19 protein-coding genes are annotated in these 20,471 nt (G+C 69.6%); 15 read left to right on the forward strand and 4 right to left on the reverse strand.

Translation table 11 applies throughout. The features are described 5' to 3' along the window. Position 1: 1 nt before the first annotated feature. A complete protein-coding gene (gene tgmA / locus ACIP89_RS09895) occupies positions 2-268 on the reverse strand; it encodes a putative ATP-grasp-modified RiPP (protein ID WP_402114126.1) in 267 nt (88 codons plus the stop codon). Positions 269-518: 250 nt separating this feature from the next. Here tgmA and ACIP89_RS09900 point away from each other — a divergent pair, with 250 nt between their 5' ends. Continuing rightward, positions 519-1,835, forward strand: coding sequence for a helix-turn-helix transcriptional regulator (locus tag ACIP89_RS09900; RefSeq protein WP_402114128.1), 1,317 nt, complete (start codon positions 519-521; stop codon positions 1,833-1,835). Positions 1,836-1,966: 131 nt separating this feature from the next. Beyond that, positions 1,967-2,908 carry a hydroxymethylbilane synthase gene (gene hemC / locus ACIP89_RS09905; protein ID WP_402114130.1) on the forward strand — a complete coding sequence of 314 codons (942 nt, stop codon included), beginning with the start codon at positions 1,967-1,969 and terminating at the stop codon, positions 2,906-2,908. Positions 2,909-3,066: 158 nt separating this feature from the next. Here the strand turns inward: hemC and ACIP89_RS09910 are convergent, their stop codons facing one another. Beyond that, on the reverse strand, positions 3,067-3,522 hold the full coding sequence (locus ACIP89_RS09910; RefSeq protein ID WP_402114132.1) for an ATP-binding protein: 456 nt from the start codon (positions 3,520-3,522) through the stop codon (positions 3,067-3,069). Between the two features lie 619 nt (positions 3,523-4,141). On the opposite strand from ACIP89_RS09910, the gene ACIP89_RS09915 reads away from it, so the two are divergent. Both ACIP89_RS09915 and ACIP89_RS09920 read left to right on the forward strand, forming a co-directional pair. Then, positions 4,142-4,495 (forward strand): MerR family transcriptional regulator, encoded by a 354-nt coding sequence (locus tag ACIP89_RS09915; protein ID WP_393336040.1) that lies wholly within the window; start codon positions 4,142-4,144, stop codon positions 4,493-4,495. 584 nt (positions 4,496-5,079) lie between these two features. Then, a complete protein-coding gene (locus ACIP89_RS09920; protein WP_402114135.1) occupies positions 5,080-6,294 on the forward strand; it encodes an esterase/lipase family protein in 1,215 nt (404 codons plus the stop codon). A gap of 124 nt (positions 6,295-6,418) precedes the next feature. Here ACIP89_RS09920 and ACIP89_RS09925 read toward each other — a convergent pair whose 3' ends face one another. Next, entirely contained in the window at positions 6,419-7,624 is a 1,206-nt protein-coding gene (locus tag ACIP89_RS09925; protein ID WP_402114138.1) for an MFS transporter, read from the reverse strand. Positions 7,625-7,856: 232 nt separating this feature from the next. Continuing rightward, on the reverse strand, positions 7,857-8,717 hold the full coding sequence (locus ACIP89_RS09930; RefSeq protein WP_402114141.1) for a C40 family peptidase: 861 nt from the start codon (positions 8,715-8,717) through the stop codon (positions 7,857-7,859). A gap of 823 nt (positions 8,718-9,540) precedes the next feature. Here ACIP89_RS09930 and ACIP89_RS09935 point away from each other — a divergent pair. Genes ACIP89_RS09935 through nuoK form a run of 11 tightly spaced genes read left to right on the forward strand, consistent with a single transcriptional unit; the run spans position 9,541 to position 20,456 of the window. Next, positions 9,541-9,900, forward strand: a complete 360-nt coding sequence (locus ACIP89_RS09935) for an NADH-quinone oxidoreductase subunit A (protein ID WP_024491741.1) — start codon at positions 9,541-9,543, stop codon at positions 9,898-9,900. A gap of 18 nt (positions 9,901-9,918) precedes the next feature. Next, the gene (locus ACIP89_RS09940; RefSeq protein ID WP_024491742.1) at positions 9,919-10,473 is read left to right on the forward strand and encodes an NADH-quinone oxidoreductase subunit B family protein; all 555 of its coding nucleotides are present in this window, start codon (positions 9,919-9,921) and stop codon (positions 10,471-10,473) included. Next, on the forward strand, positions 10,470-11,183 hold the full coding sequence (locus ACIP89_RS09945) for an NADH-quinone oxidoreductase subunit C (protein ID WP_402114143.1): 714 nt from the start codon (positions 10,470-10,472) through the stop codon (positions 11,181-11,183). Before ACIP89_RS09940 ends, ACIP89_RS09945 begins: the two co-directional genes overlap by 4 nt. Further along, positions 11,183-12,505: an NADH-quinone oxidoreductase subunit D gene (locus ACIP89_RS09950; RefSeq protein WP_401923275.1), complete on the forward strand. Its 1,323-nt coding sequence runs from the start codon at positions 11,183-11,185 to the stop codon at positions 12,503-12,505. Before ACIP89_RS09945 ends, ACIP89_RS09950 begins: the two co-directional genes overlap by 1 nt. Before the next feature lie 29 nt (positions 12,506-12,534). Next, positions 12,535-13,350 carry an NADH-quinone oxidoreductase subunit NuoE gene (nuoE, locus tag ACIP89_RS09955; RefSeq protein WP_401923809.1) on the forward strand — a complete coding sequence of 272 codons (816 nt, stop codon included), beginning with the start codon at positions 12,535-12,537 and terminating at the stop codon, positions 13,348-13,350. Then, positions 13,347-14,714 carry an NADH-quinone oxidoreductase subunit NuoF gene (gene nuoF / locus ACIP89_RS09960; protein WP_401923277.1) on the forward strand — a complete coding sequence of 456 codons (1,368 nt, stop codon included), beginning with the start codon at positions 13,347-13,349 and terminating at the stop codon, positions 14,712-14,714. The genes nuoE and nuoF overlap by 4 nt, the downstream gene beginning before the upstream one ends. Further along, positions 14,711-17,218: an NADH-quinone oxidoreductase subunit G gene (locus ACIP89_RS09965; RefSeq protein WP_402114146.1), complete on the forward strand. Its 2,508-nt coding sequence runs from the start codon at positions 14,711-14,713 to the stop codon at positions 17,216-17,218. Before nuoF ends, ACIP89_RS09965 begins: the two co-directional genes overlap by 4 nt. Next, positions 17,215-18,618, forward strand: a complete 1,404-nt coding sequence (nuoH, locus tag ACIP89_RS09970) for an NADH-quinone oxidoreductase subunit NuoH (RefSeq protein ID WP_401928646.1) — start codon at positions 17,215-17,217, stop codon at positions 18,616-18,618. The genes ACIP89_RS09965 and nuoH overlap by 4 nt, the downstream gene beginning before the upstream one ends. Continuing rightward, complete coding sequence (gene nuoI / locus ACIP89_RS09975) at positions 18,611-19,333, forward strand: NADH-quinone oxidoreductase subunit NuoI (protein ID WP_401923283.1); 723 nt, start codon at positions 18,611-18,613, stop codon at positions 19,331-19,333. The genes nuoH and nuoI overlap by 8 nt, the downstream gene beginning before the upstream one ends. Beyond that, complete coding sequence (locus tag ACIP89_RS09980) at positions 19,330-20,160, forward strand: NADH-quinone oxidoreductase subunit J (protein WP_401923286.1); 831 nt, start codon at positions 19,330-19,332, stop codon at positions 20,158-20,160. The genes nuoI and ACIP89_RS09980 overlap by 4 nt, the downstream gene beginning before the upstream one ends. Beyond that, positions 20,157-20,456, forward strand: coding sequence for an NADH-quinone oxidoreductase subunit NuoK (gene nuoK, locus ACIP89_RS09985; protein WP_024493678.1), 300 nt, complete (start codon positions 20,157-20,159; stop codon positions 20,454-20,456). The genes ACIP89_RS09980 and nuoK overlap by 4 nt, the downstream gene beginning before the upstream one ends. Positions 20,457-20,471: the final 15 nt, after the last annotated feature.

Here is a 20,471-nt window from a genome sequence, read left to right on the forward strand (position 1 = left end):
GTCAGTCCGGTACGTGGTCTTCGAGGGCGTCCGAGTCCGCAGGGGCGGGCGGCTGCGAGCCACCGCCGTCGGCGCCGGTCGAGGTCGGTGAGGATGTCGACTGACTGGTGCCGTGCCCGCCGGTCATGTCGATGACCCGACCCCGCGCGTCGAAGTAGCGCGTCGTCTGCGTCTCGGGATCGATCCCGGTCCGGGTGAACGCGTACCGCACGGCGTTGGGATAGGGGGCCAGGCGCTTGACGCCCCACGGCTGGACTGAGATGGACATCGGGGTCTCCTTGATCTTCTTTGCCCGCCGCGAGCAGGCCCGGCGGGTGGTCCTCGACTGCCGTGGCGACAAGGCCCGTGGCTGAGGCTCATCGTTCACGGCGGATTCCTCCCGCTTCGTGCGGGAACATCTCGATGTATTGAGTACAACCGAAAGAAAGGGCCCCGGACAGGCGAGATGTGTAGTCCCGGGGTTGTCCCGCCCTCGCTCCCAGTACGCTGACGGTCACTGTCGATGATGGAATTGACGCGTGGACGATCCGATCCGGCACCCCCTCGCCTACGCCCGCGAACTGCGGGGGTGGTCGCAGAGCGACTTGGCCGCGCACCTCGACCGGGTCGCCCGCACTCATGGACTCCGTTCCGGTACCGACAAGACAGCCGTCAGTCGATGGGAGAACGGGCGCAAGAAGCCCGGTCCCGACTCGCAGATCCTGATAGCCGAAGCTTTCGGCGTCCCCATGAGGGAACTGGAGTCGCACGGCTGGCCCGACTGGCTGCCCGGCCGGGATCTTCCTATGCCGCTCGGGACGGCGCACACGGTTCACGTACTTCGAGACGCACAGAAAGCCGCCATGGACCGCCGCAGCTTCATGACCTACAGCGCGGCTGCGCTGGCCGGCCTCGCCGCCCAGTGGGCCACGATCGAGACGGACCGCCTCACCGCCGCACTCAGCGGGCGGACGGCTGTCGATACCGAACTCATCGACTGGCTGGAGGCCACCAGCGCGAAGCTGACGGCCTTACCGACCGAACAGCGCCAGCACACCATCAAGTTGGCGGATGCCCACCTCGCCACGGTCACCGACCTGATCGACGGCGGCCGGTGCACCGAACGGACCGGCAGGCGTCTGCACACCCTGGCCGCCGCACTGTCCACCACGTGCGGCTGGTACCGCTTCGACCAGGGGAAGCACTACGCGGCGGGCAAGCTCTGGACCGCGGCACTGCACTCCTCGCACGTCGCGGGCAACCGCGACTTCGGCGCCGGGGTGCTCTCCGACTTCGCCTACCAGTCGAACTGGCTCGGCAAGCCGGATGTCTCCGTGGACCAGCTCGGCCACGCGATCTCGGGCACCAGGCACCCCACCGCCCGGTCGCTGCTGTTCGTGCGCCGGGCCAGGGCCCACGCGGCTCTCGGACGGCGGACCGACTGCTACCGGGACCTGTCCTCGGCCGAGACCGAGTTGTCGGTGCGGGCCACCGATCCCGCGCCCGGATGGTGCGCGTGGATGAGCCCGGCGGACCTGGCGGTGGATTCGGGGCAGTGTCTGCTCGACCTCGGCCGGACGGAGGAGGCCCGCACCAAGATGACCGAGGGCATGGCCCTGCTGCCCAAGGCCAGGGACAAGACGCGCGGCATCTTCCTGACCTATCAGGCCAAGGGTTTCCTCCGGTCCAACGACATCGAACAGGCGCTGGCCGTCACTACCGAATCGCTGGACCTCGCCACCAGGATCGGCGCCGAACGCTGCGTCACCCTCGTCCGTGAACTGGCCCCGGCGTTCAAGCCCTACCGACAGGTGGAGGGCGTGGCCGACTTCATCGACCGTCTGCGATCCCGGTGACCCCAGCAGAGGCGGTGCGCCGATCACGTCCTCGTACAGCTGCCCGATGCCCTCAATCCGCGTGCCACCTGGCTGAGATGGACGCCGGGGCCTGACGGCCACGCCCCGGACCGAGGTCTATCGTCGGCGTTATGCCCGCCTCTGAACTGAATCCGATCCGCATCGTCTCCCGCGATTCGCCCATGGCCCTCGCCCAGGTGGAGCGTGTCCGCGCGCTGCTGGCCGCCCGCTACCCGGACACCGTCACCGAGGTCGTCCCGGTCAGGACGACCGGCGACAAGTGGATGGGCGACCTCGCGGCGGTCGAGGGCAAGGGGGCGTTCACGAAGGAGGTCGACCAGGCGCTCCTCGCGGGCGAGGCGGATCTCGCGGTGCACTGCGTGAAGGACATCCCCGCCGACCGGCCGCTGCCCGCCGGTACGGCCTTCGCCGCGTTCCTTGCCCGGGACGACATCCGGGACGCGCTCATCCACCCGGAGGGCCTCCGCCTCGACGAGCTCCCGGCCGGCACCCGCGTCGGCACCTCGTCGGTCCGGCGCATCGCCCAGCTGGCCGCCTCGCACCCGCACCTGGACTGCGTACCGATGCGGGGCAACGCCAACCGCCGCCTGGAGAAGCTCGCCGCCGGGGAGGCCGATGCGCTGCTGCTGGCCCTCTCCGGGCTCGAACGCATCGGCCGTACCGATGTGATCACCGAAGTGCTGTCGTCCGAGCTGATGTGCCCGCCGATCGGCGCGGGAGTCCTCGCCCTGCAATGCCGCGAGGACGACACCGCCCTCATCGACGTGATCAGCGAGCTGGGTGACGCGGCCACTCACCGCGAGACGACCGCAGAACGCATGCTTCTGCACGTCCTGCAAGGGCACTGCAACAGCCCCATCGCCGGATACGCCCAGGTCGAAGGCAGCGGCGAACTCTCCCTCCGGGCCAAGGTGTTCACGCCCGACGGCAAGACCGTCCTCAACGCCCACGAGTGGGCGGGGCCCCTCGACCCGGCCACCCTCGGCACGTCCGTCGCCGTCAGCCTGCTGCGTCAGGGCGCGCGTGAGCTGATCGACGGCATCGCGCACTGAGTGGCGGCCGGGGGTGTGGTCGTCAGGTGGGGCAAGGGGCGCACGCGCCGATCGGTGTGGTGCCCCTTGCGGAGCAGCAGCGTGAACCCGCAGGGCTCGTCCCCGTCCTCGTCCCCTTCCCTGTCCTCATTGCCGTGCCGAACGGTAGTGCCCGCACATCACCAGGTCAGCTGTGCGGTGGCGCCGCCCTCCTCGGTGCGGTGTCGGTTCAGGTGGGCGTAGATGGTCTTGCCCTGACCCGGGCCGGGGACCGTGGCCACGTCGTCGGCGAGATGGCGGATCATGTGCCAGCCGAAGCCGCCCGTGCCCTCGCTCAGGTCCGGGTCGCGTTCGCACGGTGGTGAGGCGCTGAGGTCGCTGACCGCCACGTGCACCGACTCGGCGGTGGCGTCGAGCCGGAGGGTGTAGCTGCCGCCCCCGTGCCGTACCGCGTTGGTGGCGAGTTCGGACACCACCAGGATGAGAGTCTCCGCCGCTTCGGCTTCCAGCGCCGGGTCGAGACCGCGGGCGAAGGTGCGGGTGGCATCGCGGGCGCGAGCCACGCCGGACGGGCTGTCGTCCTCGATGACCAGGGCTGCGGGCACTGCCGCGCCGGTCGTCGCTGTGCCGTTCATACGCGATCACCCCACTGCGTTGGTTTTAACGCTAAGAGGTGCCCGTGCCCGGCCCATCGGACTTCACACTCACAGTGGAGCAATTTCCCTCACATGGGCACAGCAAGAAGATGCAGACTGTGCAACGAAGAAAAACTGTCATGGCGAGAGTAGACATCTGGGTTGTGCCGTGAGTAGTGTTTTCCTCGTAACCAGGACGGCAAAGACGGCACGGCAGACACGAACTGCCGTGCGCAGGACCGGAACAGGGTGCGGAACGGCGGTGGAGTGGCGGAGCCGGAAGTGGTGGGCTCCCTCGCTGGCAGCCGGGCCGAGCGGCCCCAGGGGTCGCGAGCAGCACCCGCGGTAACCGCAGGAACGACCGATTTCGTACGAGGTAAGGAGCCGACGCCATCAGGATCGCCCGGGTGAGAAGAAGCACCGCTCGGGTACCGCAGACCCCGGAACGGAAGGTGGTCCCCGGTCACGCATATGCGATCTCCGCACCTCTGCCCTCCCAGGCGGACAAGCGGAACAAGAAGGCCGGCGCAGTCAGCCGGTAGATGGTGTTGAAAGCTCGGGGCCCGGGTGCCGCAAGGCGTTCGGGCCCCTCGACCATGTCCCCGAAAGATGAGGTGCTATGCCCCCTCGCAGTCCCCGTCCCACCGACATCCTCGACGATGACGACTACCCCGCCTACACCATGGGCCGAGCCGCGGAGATGCTCGGCGCCGCCCCGGCCTTCCTCCGTGCGCTCGGCGAGAACCGGCTGATCACCCCCCTGCGGTCGGACGGCGGTCACCGCCGGTACTCCCGCTACCAGCTGCGCATCGCCGCCCGGGCCCGTGAACTCGTCGACCAGGGAACGAAGATCGAAGATGCCTGCCGCATCGTGATCCTCGAAGACCAGCTGGAAGAGGCCCGGCGCATCAACGCCGAATACCGCCGCGCGGCCGAGCAGGGAAACCCGCAGGCAACGGAAGCTTCCCGCTGACGGGTGCCGCGGAAAGGCTTTGAAGCGGAGAGCTCTCCCGCGCGAGCCCGGCCGACCACGAGAAGCTTCCTCTCAACAACCTCGCGAAGAGAGCTCTCCCGCGCGAGCGCGGCCGACCCCGAATCAGTGGGCCCTCGGCGGAGACGTCGGGGGCGTGAGCGTCGGGTGGAGCAGAGGGCGTACGTGCCACTCGATGTGGCGCCCCGTGCGGAGCGGCGGCGTGAACCCGCGGGGCTCGCCGCGACGCAGCGCCCCGAGCGGCTGAACCCAGCCGCCCAGTAGAGCGCCCGCCACCGAGCCTGACGGGCCGGTGGGGGACCACGACGCGCGGCGGGCGGGTACGGACCGCCACGACCGTGTGGTTTGTGCCGGTCCGTACCGGGACCGTACGCCGGGCGCGCTGCGCGTACGAAGGTATGAACAACCTTTCTCCGTCCGCCACTCGGACGGGTGAGCGTGGCCAAGATCGCCGGTACGGGGACCGCCCGCCTGGCCATGATGTCCCGGTCTTCGTACCCGTCCGCAGTCACCGAGCCCGTGCCGTACGGGCCGCTGCGGCACGGGCGAGGGGCGAGGAGCGCACGTTGTCCGTACAGCAGGGTGAGTCGGCGGAACACAGCATCGGGGCGTTCACCGTCGGCGGCGCGCCGGGTGCCGGGCCCACGCGTCAGGTGCAGGTCCGCAAGCCGGACGAGGAGTGGGATCTGCCGTACGGCTTCGCCCGCGTCTACTACGGCGCGGGCAACAGCGGCATCCGGCAGCCGGTGCTCATGGCCGACGGCTTCAGTCTGGGCCGGAGTGACCTCGACGCGCTCTATCGGGGGCTGGAGGGGAAATTCGCGTTCCTCAGTGCTCTGGGGGAGCGCGGCAGCGACGTCATCCTGATCGGCTACGACGACCGCAGTGCCTCGATCCTGGACAACGCGCGGACGGTGACCGGCGCCATCCACCGCACCATCGGGGAGCAGGTGGGTGACACTCCGCTGACGGTCGGCGGCTTCTCCATGGGCGGGATCGTGACCCGGTACGCGCTCGCCAAGATGGAGCACGACAGCATCGATCACCGTACGGCCGTCTACTTCTCCTACGACAGCCCTCACCGCGGTGCGGTGATCCCGGTCGGGCTCCAGGCGTTCGCCCACTTCATCCCGGTCGCGAACAACTTCGCGAAGCAGATGAACAGCTCGGCCGCCCGCCAGATGCTGTGGCGGCACTACGACAGCGAGCACGGGACGGTGCGGGTCGACCCGGAGCGCGAGAAGTTCCTCGAGATGCTGCGCGAAGTCGGCGGGTGGCCCCGGCGGCCGCGGCTGCTCGCCGTGGCCAACGGCCGGGGCAACGGCACCGGGCTCGAAGTCCCGCCCGGCCAGGTGGCACTGGCGAGCACCGGGAAGCTGGTCTACCCGGGAACGACGCTCTACACCCAGGCCGAAGGCCGCGAAGTCGTCGTCGCGGAGCTGAAGCGCCTCTTCCCGAAGGCCGAGAAGACGATCACGACCAGCGGCTTCCCGGCGCTCGACGGAGCTCCCGGCGGCTTCCTGGACTCGTACGGGATCCTGGCCGGCATGCTGGAGAAGTTCGGCGCCACCGTGGATCTGCGCCACCCCGATGTCTGCTTCGTTCCGTCGGTCAGCGCGGTCGCCGTCCGTGACATCGACCAGCCGGCGGACCTGTACGTGAGCATCGACGACCTGTCCCCGGAGGAGAGCGAGTTCGACGACTTCCTCTGCTCCTCGGCCACCACCAAGCACACGGCCATCACCGAAGAGCTGTGCACCTGGCTGCTGGACCGGCTGTAGAGCTGACCCCCGCGTATTCGCGGCGACGCCCGCGTATCCGTGGGCGCGGCTGCGACGTCCGCGCCCGGCCACGCGGGCCGAGGGCCGTCACTCCCGCGCCGGGGGTGACGGCCCTCGGCCCGCGTCAACGGCCTCGCGGACGCGGCTCCGCGCGCCCGGCGCCCACCACGGCCACCACCAGCCCCGCCACCACCGCTCCGCACCACATGACCGCCCGGAGCGAGGTGTGGTCGACGACCGCGCCGCCGGTGAGCGCGCCCGCGGCGAGTGTCGCCTGGAAGGACGCGGTGAACAGGACCGTGGCGGCCTCGGGCGCCTGTGGGGCCGCTCGGGCGAACCAGGTCTGGGAGCAGACCGGGACCGCGCCGTAGCCGAGCCCCCAGACGGTGAGCAGCGCGAGGGCGCCCGCGTCGGTGCGGCCCAGGACGGGGAGCAGGGCGGTCGCGGCGGCGATCGTGGCGGCGGCCGTCCCGAAGGCGAGGCGGGGGGCGCGCGTGACCAGTGCGCCGCCGATGAAGTTTCCGCCCACCCCGGCGGCGCCGTAGAGCAGCAAGTACCCGGTGATCCGCGCCGGACCGGTGCCGGTGATCTGGCGGAGGAAGGGGGTTACGTAGGTGTACGTGGCGAAGTGCGCCATCACGATGAGGAACGTGATCAGCAGCGCGTACCGGGTGCCCGTGCCGCGCAGCAGGGCGCGGAGCACCGAGGGGCGGGTGACCACCTCGGCCGGAGGCAGGGCGGGGAGCGTCAGGAGCAGCAGGGCCAGTGCGCCGGTGCTCAGCAGCCCCATCGCCGCGAACGTGGTGCGCCAGCCCGCCAGGTCGCCGAGGAACGTGCCGGCGGGGACGCCGAGGACCGAACCGAGGGGGACGGCCGCGAAGACGACCGCCGTCGCCCGCCCGGCCGAGGCGGGGCCGACCAGCCGGGCGGCGAGCCCGACGCCGATCGACCAGTAGCCGCCGATGGAGGTGCCGACGAGCACTCGGGCGACCAGCACCAGCCAGTAGGCCGGCGCGGCGGCGGTGAGGAAGTTGGCCACCGCGAGCAGCAGGACCAGGGCGCAGAGCATCAGCCTGCGGTCGACGCGCGCCGTCGCGAGGGTCACCGTCGGGGCGGCGACGGCGGCGAGGAGGCCGGGCACGGTCATCATCAGGCCCGCCGCGCCCTCCGTGACGCCGAACTCGGCGCCGATCGGGGTGAGGAGGCCGATCGGCAGGATCTCCGTGGTGACGATGGCGAAGAGGGCCAGGGTCAGGGCGGACACGGCCCACCAGCCGGGTAAGGACGTGCGGCGCGTGGTGCTGGTGGGGGTGATGAGTTCGGTGGGCATGACGGGGCCGTCCTGTGCGCGGTGGAGCGGGGCTGTTCGCTCCAGTTCACAAGCGCACGCGGACGGTGTCCGGCAGGTTCGCGACGTCAACGGTGACCTGCGGGGGTGATGTCGGGTTCCCGCCGGAGAAGGCACCCGGAAACGCCGAATGGCCGTGCTCCCGAGCGGGGGAGCGACGGCCATCCGATGTGCGCCGAGGCGCTTGTGAATCCGTGAACTCAGCTGATGTGAATCAGAGGACGCGGACCGCGCCCGACGGCGGGTCGTAGTCCAGGGACTTCTGCACCACACCGGTGGAGGAGTTCTGCGCGCCGACGAACTGGCCGCCGCCCACGTAGACCCCGACGTGGTACGCGCTGCCCGCGCCGCCCCAGTACAGGATGTCGCCCGGCTGGAGGTTGCCGAGACCGACCTGGGTGCCCGCGGTCGACTGGCTCTGCGAGACGCGCGGCAGGTCGACGCCCACCGTGCGGAACGCGGCCTGGACGAGGCCGGAGCAGTCCCACGAGTTGGGGCCGGTGCCGCCGGACACGTACGCGTCGCCCACCTGCATCTGAACGAACGAGACGACCGAGGCCGCGGAGCCCGATGCGGAGGAGGAGGCCGGCGCGGAGGCGGTCGAGACCGAGGAGCCGGAAGAGGAGGAGGAGCCCGAGGAGGCGCTGAGCGTGGTGCGCTCGGTGGAGCGGGAGGCGCGGGAGGCGCGCTCGGCGGCCTCCGCCTTGGCCTTGGCCTCGGCCTTCGCGGCGGCCTCTGCCTTCTTCTTGGCCTCTGCCTTGCGGACTGCCTCCGCCTTGGCCTTCTTGGCGGCCTTGGCGGCGGTGGCGGCTGCCGCGTCCTGGTTGGCCTGCGTCTCCAGGTCCAGGGCGACCTGCTGCGTGGCCTCCGCGGACGCCGCGACGGTGGTGGAGAGGCCGGCCGTGATGGTGGGCATCTCGATGGTCTGGGTCACCGGCTCGGCCTGGGCCGGACCGGCAGCGCCTGCGACCGCGATGGTGCTGAGGACGCCACCGGCAACTCCGGCCCGCAGCGCCGTCTTCGAGGCGCTTTGGCGGGGCTTCCGGTGGCTGGGTATGAGAGCGGTGTGGGACATGGGTACTAGCGCTATCAGGGCTCCAGGGGTCCCATCAAGAAACGTGTGTTGCGACACAGTTACGTTCGGAATCTGTGATTCCGCTTTCTGTGGGCCCTTATTGACGCCGTAACGGGCAAATCGGGCGGATGTCATCACGGCTGTGATCACGGGTTTTCGGCAATACGCCCGAATTGCCCGTCACTTACCATCCGTTCACGCCGTTGGCCAAGCCCGCTTGTGTGGCGGGGGTGGTGGAGTGATGCAGGTCACAGCGTGGTCTCTGTGTGATGGGCATACGAGCGCCTCGCGCGAGAGGTGTGGTGTGTGCGTCGAACTGGCCGCGCCTGATGGCCCATTCGTCCGGTAGTGGACTGATGTCCGGATGTTGGCATTTCGTCCATCGCGTCGCCTCGGGCCGGACCGACCCCGTCATCTCTCCGGTGATCCTCCGGCGGTCCCCGGTGGGCCGCTCCGCCGCAGAGTGGGGCAGATCCCTATATCACCGCATCGCGTCCATCGCCAATTTGGCTGTAGGCACCATCGCTTGATAGAGCAACACCTCTTTGACCAGCCATGACGGCACCGGATGTCACGTCTCGTGATCACTCGGCCGCTTCGTGTATGAAGATCACCGCTCATCCGACTTCATGATCGTTCGTCAGGTGGTGGAGATCACAAAGGCGTTGTCGTACCCCGTGTCGCAGATCACAGGACGGCGGGCATAGGATGCGGGGCAGTCGGGCTTGTGAACTGCCTCACATGTGCACGATCTTGGTGAGGTGGCGAGCCAGATCGCCCGATGCGGTCCAACGGTCAAGGACGACTGGAAGGAGCGAGGAGCGTGAATGCCTACGCGCCCATCCTCGTGCTCGGCGCCCTCGGGGCAGGGTTTGCGATCTTCTCCGTGGTCAGCGCCACGCTTATCGGCCCCAAGCGGTACAACCGGGCAAAGCAGGAAGCGTACGAGTGCGGTATCGAACCCACCCCCACTCCAGCCGGAGGCGGCCGTTTCCCGATCAAGTACTACCTGACGGCGATGCTCTTCATCGTCTTCGACATCGAGATCGTCTTCCTCTATCCCTGGGCGGTCACCTTCGACGCCCTGGGGATCTTCGGGCTCGTCGAGATGCTGCTCTTCGTGCTCACCGTCTTCGTCGCCTACGCGTATGTGTGGCGTCGCGGCGGCCTGGAATGGGACTGAGGGGCTGAGGGGCACACCATGGGACTCGAAGAGAAGCTGCCCAGCGGCTTCGTGCTGACCACTGTCGAGCAGGCCGCCGGCTGGGTACGGAAGTCCTCCGTATTCCCGGCCACCTTCGGCCTCGCCTGCTGCGCCATCGAGATGATGACGACCGGGGCCGGTCGCTACGACCTGGCCCGGTTCGGGATGGAGGTCTTCCGCGGATCGCCGCGGCAGGCGGACCTGATGATCGTGGCGGGACGGGTCAGCCAGAAGATGGCGCCCGTCCTGCGGCAGGTCTACGACCAGATGCCGAATCCCAAGTGGGTCATCTCCATGGGGGTTTGCGCGTCATCGGGCGGAATGTTCAATAATTACGCCATTGTTCAGGGTGTTGATCATATTGTGCCGGTTGATATCTATTTGCCGGGTTGCCCGCCGCGTCCCGAGATGCTGATCGACGCGATCCTCAAGCTCCACCAGAAGATCCAGGGCTCCAAGCTCGGGGTCAACGCGGAGGAGGCCGCCCGCGAGGCGGAGGAAGCGGCGCTCAACGCACTGCCCCTGATCGAGATGAAGGGGCTGCTGCGATGAGTGACCAGGAGCCCGGCGCCAACGGCGTCCCCTCCCCGCGCGACGAGACCGGCGAGGTCATCGGCGTACGCAGGGGCATGTTCGGCGCCAACAACGGCGGCGACACCTCCGGCTACGGCGGGCTCGTCCGTACCGTCACGCTGCCGGGCGCCACCTCGCGCCCGTACGGCGGCTGGTTCGACGAGGTGGCCGACGAGCTCGAAGGAGCCCTGGAGGAACAGGGCCTCCTCCCGGACAACGCCATCGAGAAGACCGTCGTGGACCGCGGCGAGCTGACCTTCCACATCGCCCGCGAGCACCTGCCCACCGTCGCGAAGACCCTGCGCGACGACCCGGCACTGCGCTTCGAGCTCTGTACGGGGGTGAGCGGCGTCCACTTTCCCGGTGACAAGGGACGCGAGCTGCACGCCGTCTACCACCTGCGCTCGCTCACCCACGGCCGGCTCATCCGGCTGGAGGTGTCCGCGCCGGACAGCGATCCGCACGTCCCGTCCCTCGTCGCGGTCTACCCGACCAACGACTGGCACGAGCGCGAGACGTACGACTTCTTCGGGCTCGTCTTCGACGGCCATCCCGCCCTCACCCGGATCATGATGCCGGACGACTGGCAGGGCTTCCCGCAGCGCAAGGACTACCCGCTCGGCGGCATCGCCGTCGAGTACAAGGGCGCCCAGATCCCGGCTCCGGACCAGCGGAGGTCGTACTCCTGATGACCACTCCCCACGCGACACCCAGGGCCACGACCGAGGGGACTGTATATACGGTCACCGGCGGCGACTGGGACGAGGTCGTCCAGTCGGCGGCCGCCTCCGACGACGAGCGCATCATCGTCAACATGGGCCCCCAGCACCCGTCCACCCACGGCGTGCTCCGGCTCATCCTGGAGATCGACGGCGAGACCGTCACCGAGGCCCGCTGCGGCATCGGCTACCTCCACACCGGCATCGAGAAGAACCTCGAATTCCGGAACTGGACGCAGGGCACCACCTTCGTCACGCGCATGGACTACCTCACGCCGTTCTTCAACGAGACGGCGTACTGCCTGGGGGTGGAGAAGCTCCTCGGCATCGAGGACCAGATCCCCGACCGGGCGACCGTCCTGCGCGTGCTGCTGATGGAGCTCAACCGGCTCTCCTCGCACCTGGTGTGCATCGCCACCGGCGGCATGGAGCTCGGCGCCACGACGATCATGATCTACGGCTTCCGCGATCGTGAACTCGTTCTCGACCTCTTCGAGCTGATCACCGGACTGCGGATGAACCACGCGTTCGTCCGGCCCGGCGGTCTCGCCCAGGACCTGCCGCCCGGCGCGGTCGACCACCTGCGCGAGTTCGTGAAGACCATGAAGAAGAACCTGCCGGAGTACGACAAGCTCGCCACCGGCAACCCCATCTTCAAGGCCCGCATGCAGGACGTCGGCTACCTCGACCTGACCGGCTGCATGGCGCTCGGCGCCACCGGTCCCGTCCTGCGCTCCGCCGGACTCCCGCACGACCTGCGCAAGACCGATCCCTACTGCGGGTACGAGAACTACGAGTTCGACGTCCCCACCGCGGACAGCTGCGACTCCTACGGACGCTTCCTCATCCGGCTGGAGGAGATGCGCCAGTCGCTGCGGATCATCGAGCAGTGCATCGACCGGCTCGAACCCGGACCGGTCATGGTCGCCGACAAGAAGATCGCCTGGCCCGCGCAGCTCGCGCTCGGACCGGACGGACTCGGCAACTCGCTCGACCACATCAGGAAGATCATGGGCACCTCCATGGAGGCCCTGATCCACCACTTCAAGCTGGTGACCGAGGGCTTCCGGGTCCCCGCCGGGCAGGCGTACACCGCCGTCGAGTCGCCCAAGGGCGAACTCGGCGTGCACGTCGTCTCGGACGGATCCACCCGCCCCTACCGGGTCCACTTCCGCGACCCGTCCTTCACCAACCTCCAGGCCATGGCGGCGATGTGCGAGGGCGGCCAGGTCGCTGACGTCATCGTCGCCGTCGCGTCCATCGACCCCGTGATGGGAGGCGTCGACCGGTGACCGAAGCACGCAGCGAAGTCAGTCTGGGGATGCCGCAGCTCCCCGCCCCCGCCTACCCGGCCGAGGTGCGCGCCAGGCTCGAAGCGGACGCGAAGGAGGTGATCGCCCGCTACCCCGGCAGCCGCTCCGCGCTGCTGCCGCTGCTGCACCTGGTGCAGTCGGAGGAGGGGTTCGTCTCCCGTACGGGCATGGCGTTCTGCGCCGAGCTGCTCGGCCTCACCACCGCGGAGGTCACCGCGGTCGCCACCTTCTACTCGATGTACCGGCGCAGGCCCAGCGGCGACTACCAGGTCGGCGTCTGCACCAACACGCTCTGCGCGGTGATGGGCGGCGACGCGATCTTCGACACGCTCAAGGAGCACCTCGGCGTCGGCAACGACGAGACGACGGAGGACGGCAAGGTCACGCTCGAACACATCGAGTGCAACGCGGCCTGCGACTTCGCGCCCGTCGTGATGGTGAACTGGGAGTTCTTCGACAACCAGACGCCCGAGAGCGCGACCCGGCTCGTCGACGACCTGATCGCCGGGCGCACCGTCGAGCCGACCCGCGGCGCCCCGCTGTGCTCGTACAAGGACACCGCCCGGATCCTGGCCGGTTTCCCCGACGAGCGCCCCGGCGCGGTCGAGGCGACCGGCGGCGCCGGACCCGCCTCGCTGATCGGCCTGAAGCTGGCCAAGGGCGAGGCCACGCCGCAGCCCCGCGTGGTGAGCCCGCGCGGCGAAGCCCCGCGCGACGAACCGCAGAAGGGTGCCGAACACCTCAGCTCCCACGACGCGCCACAAGAGACCTCGGCATCCGACCCGGACAACCCGGCCGGTCCCGCCGCCGAGGAGGGGGAGTGATGACGTTGGCCGCCGAAATCGACAAGAACGGGACCAGCCCCGAGAAGATCCTGGCACCGGTCCTCTCCGCCTTCTGGGACGAACCCGAGTCCTGGACCCTGGAGACCTACCGCCGCCACGAGGGGTACGAGGGACTGCGCAAGGCCCTCGCCATGTCCCCCGACGACCTCATCGCCTACGTCAAGGACTCCGGTCTGCGCGGCCGGGGCGGCGCCGGCTTCCCCACCGGGATGAAGTGGCAGTTCATCCCGCAGGGCGACGGCAAACCGCACTACCTGGTGGTCAACGCCGACGAGTCGGAGCCGGGGACCTGCAAGGACATCCCGCTCCTCTTCGCCAACCCGCACAGCCTCATCGAAGGCATCGTGATCGCCTGCTACGCGATCCGCTCCTCGCACGCCTTCATCTACCTGCGCGGCGAGGTCGTCCCCGTACTGCGGCGGCTGCACGAGGCCGTGCGCGAGGCGTACGAGGCGGGCTATCTCGGCAAGGACATCCTGGGCTCCGGTCTCGATCTGGAACTCACCGTGCACGCGGGTGCCGGCGCCTACATCTGCGGTGAGGAGACGGCGCTGCTCGACTCCCTCGAAGGACGGCGCGGCCAGCCCCGGCTGCGGCCGCCCTTCCCCGCGGTCGCCGGTCTGTACGCCTGCCCCACTGTGGTGAACAACGTCGAGTCCATCGCCTCGGTTCCCGCGATCCTGAACAAGGGCAAGGACTGGTTCAAGTCGATGGGCAGCGAGAAGTCCCCGGGCTTCACGCTCTACTCGCTCAGCGGACACGTCGCCGGACCCGGCCAGTACGAGGCCCCGCTCGGCGTCACCCTGCGCCAGCTCCTCGACATCAGCGGCGGCATGCGCCCCGGCCACCGGCTCAAGTTCTGGACCCCGGGCGGCTCCTCCACCCCGATGTTCACCGAGGAGCACCTCGACGTACCCCTCGACTACGAGGGCGTCGGCGCCGCCGGTTCCATGCTCGGCACCAAGGCGCTCCAGTGCTTCGACGAGACGACCTGCGTGGTGCGAGCCGTGACCCGGTGGACCGAGTTCTACGCCCACGAGTCCTGCGGCAAGTGCACGCCCTGCCGCGAAGGCACCTACTGGCTGGTCCAGTTGCTCCGCGACATCGAGGCCGGCAAGGGGCAGATGTCCGACCTGGACAAGCTGAACGACATCGCCGACAACATCAACGGCAAGTCGTTCTGCGCCCTCGGTGACGGCGCCGCCTCACCGATCTTCTCCTCGCTCAAGTACTTCCGCGAGGAGTACGAGCAGCACATCACGGGCCAGGGCTGCCCGTTCGATCCCGCCAAGTCGACCGTCTGGGCCGACGACAAGAACGCTCACCGGGGGGTGAACGCATGACAGTCACCACGAGTGCGCCCTCCGGGGGCGGCGAGGCGGCTCTTCCGCCCGAGGACCTCGTCACGCTGACCATCGACGGCATCGAGATCAGCGTGCCCAAGGGCACCCTGGTCATCCGGGCCGCCGAACTCCTCGGCATCGAGATTCCGCGCTTCTGCGACCACCCGCTCCTCGACCCGGCCGGCGCCTGCCGCCAGTGCATCGTCGAGGTCGAGGGCCAGCGCAAGCCGATGGCGTCCTGCACCATCACCTGCACCGACGGCATGGTCGTCAAGTCGCAGATCACCTCGCCCGTCGCGGAGAAGGCGCAGAAGGGGGTGATGGAGCTCCTGCTCATCAACCACCCGCTGGACTGCCCGGTCTGCGACAAGGGCGGCGAGTGCCCCCTGCAGAACCAGGCGATGTCGCACGGCGGCGCCGACTCCCGCTTCGACGGCAAGAAGCGCACCTTCGAGAAGCCCGTCCCGATCTCCGCGCAGGTGCTGCTGGACCGTGAGCGGTGCGTGCTCTGCGCGCGCTGCACCCGGTTCTCCAACCAGGTGGCGGGCGACCCGATGATCGAGCTGATCGAGCGCGGCGCGCTCCAGCAGGTCGGCACCGGCGAGGGCGACCCGTTCGAGTCGTACTTCTCCGGCAACACCATCCAGATCTGCCCGGTCGGGGCGCTCACCTCGGCGGCCTACCGGTTCCGCTCCCGCCCCTTCGACCTGGTGTCCTCGCCCTCGGTGTGCGAGCACTGCGCCGGCGGCTGCGCGACGCGCACCGACCACCGGCGCGGCAAGGTCATGCGGCGGCTCGCCTCCAACGACCCCGAGGTCAACGAGGAGTGGCTCTGCGACAAGGGCCGCTTCGGCTTCCGCTACGCCCAGCAGCGCGACCGGCTCACCACCCCGCTGGTGCGGGGCGAGTCCGGCGAGCTGGAGCCGGCGAGCTGGCCCGAGGCGCTGGAGGCGGCGGCCGCCGGTCTCGCCGCGGCCCGCGGCCGGGCCGGGGTCCTCACGGGCGGCCGGCTGACCGTCGAGGACGCCTACGCGTACAGCAAGTTCGCCCGGATCGCCCTGGGCACCAACGACATCGACTTCCGGGCCCGGGTGCACAGCAGCGAGGAGGGCGACTTCCTGGCCGCCCGCGTCGCCGGGCGCGGCCGCGACCTGGACGGCAGCGGGGTCACCTACACCTCGCTGGAGAAGGCCCAGGCCGTGCTGCTGGTCGGCTTCGAGTCGGAGGAGGAGGCGCCCGGCGTCTTCCTGCGGCTGCGCAAGGCCCACCGCAAGAGCGGCCAGCGGACCTTCGGGATCGCCTCGCACGCCACCCGCGGCCTCACCAAGGCGGGCGGCACGCTGCTGCCGGCCGCCCCCGGTACCGAGACGGAGTGGCTGGACGCGATCGCGGGCGGCGTCGGCCTGGACGGCGACGGAGCCGCCGCGGCCGAGGCGCTGCGCGGCGAGGGCGCCCTGATCGTGGTGGGGGAGCGGCTGGCCGGAGTACCGGGCGGGCTGAGCGCCGCGGTACGGGCCGCCACCGCCACCGGCGCCACCCTGGTGTGGATCCCGCGCCGGGCCGGCGAGCGCGGTGCGGTGGAGGCGGGCGCGCTCCCGTCGCTGCTGCCCGGCGGCCGCCCGGCCACCGACCCGCGGGCCAGGGACGAGGTGGCGGCCCTCTGGGGCGTCGCCGAGCTCCCGTCCCGGTTCGGCCGCGACACCGGCCAGATCATCGAGGCCGCGGCCTCCGGCGAACTGGGCGCGCTGCTCGTCGCCGGGGTCGAGACCGCGGACCTGCCGGAGCCCGGCCGGGCCCTGGAGGCCCTGGACCGGGTCGGCTTCCTGGTCTCCCTGGAGCTGCGCCCCAGCGAGGTCACGGACCGCGCCGACGTGGTGTTCCCGGTGGCCGCGGTCGCGGAGAAGTCCGGCACCTTCCTCAACTGGGAGGGCAGGGCGCGGATGTTCGAGGCCGCGCTGAAGCCGGAGCAGATGACCCGGACCCTGGCGCCGGGCGACGCCCGGGTGCTGCACATGCTGGCCGACGCGCTCGACGTCCACTTCGCGCTGCCGGACCTGAAGTCGGTCCGCCGCGAGCTGGACCGGCTCGGCGGCTGGCAGGGCACGCACACGGCGGACCCGCGCGAACCGGCCCAGCCGCTGCCCCGGCCCGGTGACGGCGAGGCGGTCCTGGCGGGCCACCGGATGCTGCTCGACCTGGGCCGGCTCCAGGAGGGCGACACGGCGCTGGCCGGGACGCGGCACGCCGCGGTCGCCCGGCTCTCCGCCGTCACCGCCGCCGAGACCGGCGTCAAGGACGGCGATCTGCTGGCCGTCAGCGGCCCGGTCGGGAGCGTCGAACTCCCGCTCCAGGTCACGGACATGCCGGACCGGGTGGTCTGGGTGCCGCTGAACTCCACCGGACGGGGCGTGCCGGCCGGAACCGGCGCCCAGCCCGGCGGTCTGGTGCGGATCGGTCCCGCCGCACCGGGTACTCCCGACGAGACACCGGAGGTGCGAGCGTGACTGCCCTCGCTCAACTGGCCGCGGCCCCGCACGGTGCGGTGCTCGCCGCAGAGGACCTGTCGATGTTCGGCACCGACCCCTGGTGGCTCGTCGTCGTCAAGGCGGTCTTCTGCTTCGCGTTCCTGATGCTGACCGTGCTCTTCTCCATCGTGTGGGAGCGCAAGGTCGTCGCCTGGATGCAGCTGCGCATCGGTCCCAACCGGCACGGCCCCTGGGGCATGCTCCAGTCGCTCGCCGACGGCATCAAGCTGATGCTGAAGGAGGACCTGGTCGTCAAGCGGGCCGACAAGGCCGTCTACATCCTCGCCCCGATCGTGGCCGCCGTACCGGCGTTCATGGCGATCGCGGTGATCCCGTTCGGCCCGTCCGGCAACGAGGTCTCGATCTTCGGCCACCGTACGGCGATGCAGCTCACCGACCTGCCGATCGCGATGCTCTACATCCTCGCGGTCGCCTCGGTCGGGATCTACGGCATCGTGCTGGCGGGCTGGTCCTCCGGATCGACGTACCCGCTGCTCGGCGGTCTGCGCTCGTGCGCGCAGATGATCAGCTACGAGATCGCGATGGGCGCCGCGTTCGCCTCGGTGTTCCTCTACTCCGGGTCGATGTCGACCTCGAAGATCGTGGAGGCGCAGCAGGACCGCTGGTTCATCCTGCTGCTGCCGGTCTCGTTCATCATCTACATCATCACGATGGTCGGTGAGACCAACCGCGCCCCGTTCGACATGCCCGAGTCCGAGGGCGACCTGGTCGGCGGCTTCAACACCGAGTACTCGTCCATCAAGTTCGCGATGTTCATGCTCGCCGAGTACGTCAACATGGTCACCGTCTCCGCGGTCTCCATCACCCTGTTCCTGGGCGGCTGGCGGGCCCCGTGGCCGATCAGCACCTTCTGGGAGGGCGCGAACCACGGCTGGTGGCCGATGCTCTGGTTCGTCCTCAAGGTCCAGCTGCTGCTGTTCTTCTTCATCTGGCTGCGCGGCACGCTGCCCCGCGTCCGCTACGACCAGCTGATGAAGCTGGGCTGGAAGGTACTGATCCCGGTCTCCGTGGTCTGGCTGATGCTGGTCGCCACGGTGCGGGCGCTGCGCAACGAGGGCTACGACTACTCGAAGATCCTGCTCTACGTGGCAGGGGCCGTGATCGCGATCCTGCTGATCTCCTTCGTCGTCGACATGTTCCGCGACCGCAAGGGCCGGGCCGACGCGGCGGAGGCGGAGCCGGAGCCGGCGTTCGACCCGATGGCGGGCGGGTTCCCGGTGCCACCGCTGCCCGGACAGACCCTGCCGCCGGTGCCCAGGCGAGTGCCGCGCCGTGAGCGCGAGCTCGTTGTCAGTGGTGGCGTGGATACTCAGAGTGACGGAAATCCGAGTGACGGAAAGGAGGCCGACCATGTCTGAACTGCCTGAGTCGCGGGGGTCGGAGCGGCCGCCGAAGGCCACCGGGCCGACGGGGTCGAGCGTGGCTTCCGGGGGCTCGGGGGCCGGCGGGTCCGCCCAGTCCCCGCAGTCCTCGGACGACAAGTTCCAGAATCCGGTGGCCGGCTTCGGCGTGACCTTCAAGGCCATGTTCAAGAAGCGGCTGACCGAGCAGTATCCGGAGACGCCGAAGGTGACGGCGCCGCGCTTCCACGGCCGGCACCAGCTCAACCGCCATCCGGACGGCCTGGAGAAGTGCATCGGCTGCGAGCTGTGCGCCTGGGCCTGTCCGGCGGACGCGATCTACGTCGAGGGCGCGGACAACACCGAGGAGGAGCGCTACTCCCCGGGGGAGCGCTACGGCCGCGTCTACCAGATCAACTACGCGCGCTGCATCCTGTGCGGACTGTGCATCGAGGCCTGCCCGACCCGGGCGCTGACGATGACCAACGAGTTCGAGCTCGCCAACACCACCCGCGAGAGCCTCATCTACACCAAGGACGAGCTGCTCGCGGGCCTGGAGGAAGGCATGGTCGAGAGCCCGCACGCGATCTTCCCCGGCACGGACGAACAGGACTACTACCGGGGCCTGGTCACCGAGGCCGCTCCCGGTACGGAACGTCAGACCGCCGTCTCCAAGGGCGAGAAGCCGTCCGACAACGAGAGCAACGGCTCGACGCAGGAGGTGGACGCATGACCGGCCTGGCCGCCGCGGCCTCCCAGACGTCTACGGGCGAGGCCGTCCAGTTCTGGGTGCTCGGCATCGTCGCCGTGATCGGCGCGCTGTCCACCGTACTGATGAAGAGGGCCGTGCACAGTGCGCTGAGCCTCGCCGGGACGATGATCATCCTGGCGGTCTTCTACCTCGCCAACGGGGCGTACTTCCTGGGCATCGTCCAGGTCGTCGTCTACACCGGCGCGATCATGATGCTGTTCCTCTTCGTGGTCATGCTCGTCGGCGTCACGGCGGCGGACTCACTGAAGGAGACGCTCAAGGGCCAGCGCTGGCTGGCCATCGGCTGCGGCCTCGGTTTCGGCGTCCTCCTGATCGCCGGCATCGGCAACGCCTCGCTGAACAGCTTCAACGGGCTCGGCACCGCCAACGCCGAGCACGGCGGAAACGTGGAGGGGCTCGCCAGCCTCATCTTCACCAAGTACGTCTTCGCCTTCGAGATCACCGGTGCCCTGCTGATCACCGCCACCGTCGGCGCGATGGTGCTCACCCACCGCGAGCGCACCGAACGGGCCAAGACCCAGCGGGAGATGTCCGAGGACCGGGTACGCAGCAGCCACCTGCCGCCGCTGCCCGCCCCCGGCGTCTACGCCCGGCACAACGCCGTGGACATCGCCGGTCTGCTCCCCGACGGCACACCGTCCGAACTCACCGTGATGCAGACACTGCGCAAGCGCGGCCAGATGCGTGATGTGTCCAACGAGTCGCTGGCCGAACTCAAGGCGCTGGAGCAGCGCTCCGGCGAACGGCTCGGCCGGGACACCGCCGAGGAAGAGGAGGTCGCCAAGTGAATCCGGTCAACTACCTCTATCTCGCCGCACTGCTGTTCACCATCGGCGCGTCCGGAGTGCTGATCAGGCGGAACGCGATCGTGGTGTTCATGTGCGTGGAGCTGATGCTCAACGCCTGCAACCTCGCGTTCGTCACCTTCTCCCGTATGCACGGCAACCTCGACGGCCAGATCATCGCGTTCTTCACGATGGTCGTCGCCGCCGCGGAGGTCGTCGTCGGGCTCGCGATCATCGTGTCGCTGTTCCGTTCCCGCCACTCGGCCTCGGTGGACGACGCCAGTCTGATGAAGCTGTAGAGGGGCGCAGGACCA

Source organism: Streptomyces sp. NPDC088730, assembly GCF_044751215.1.
Lineage (GTDB): Bacteria > Actinomycetota > Actinomycetes > Streptomycetales > Streptomycetaceae > Streptomyces.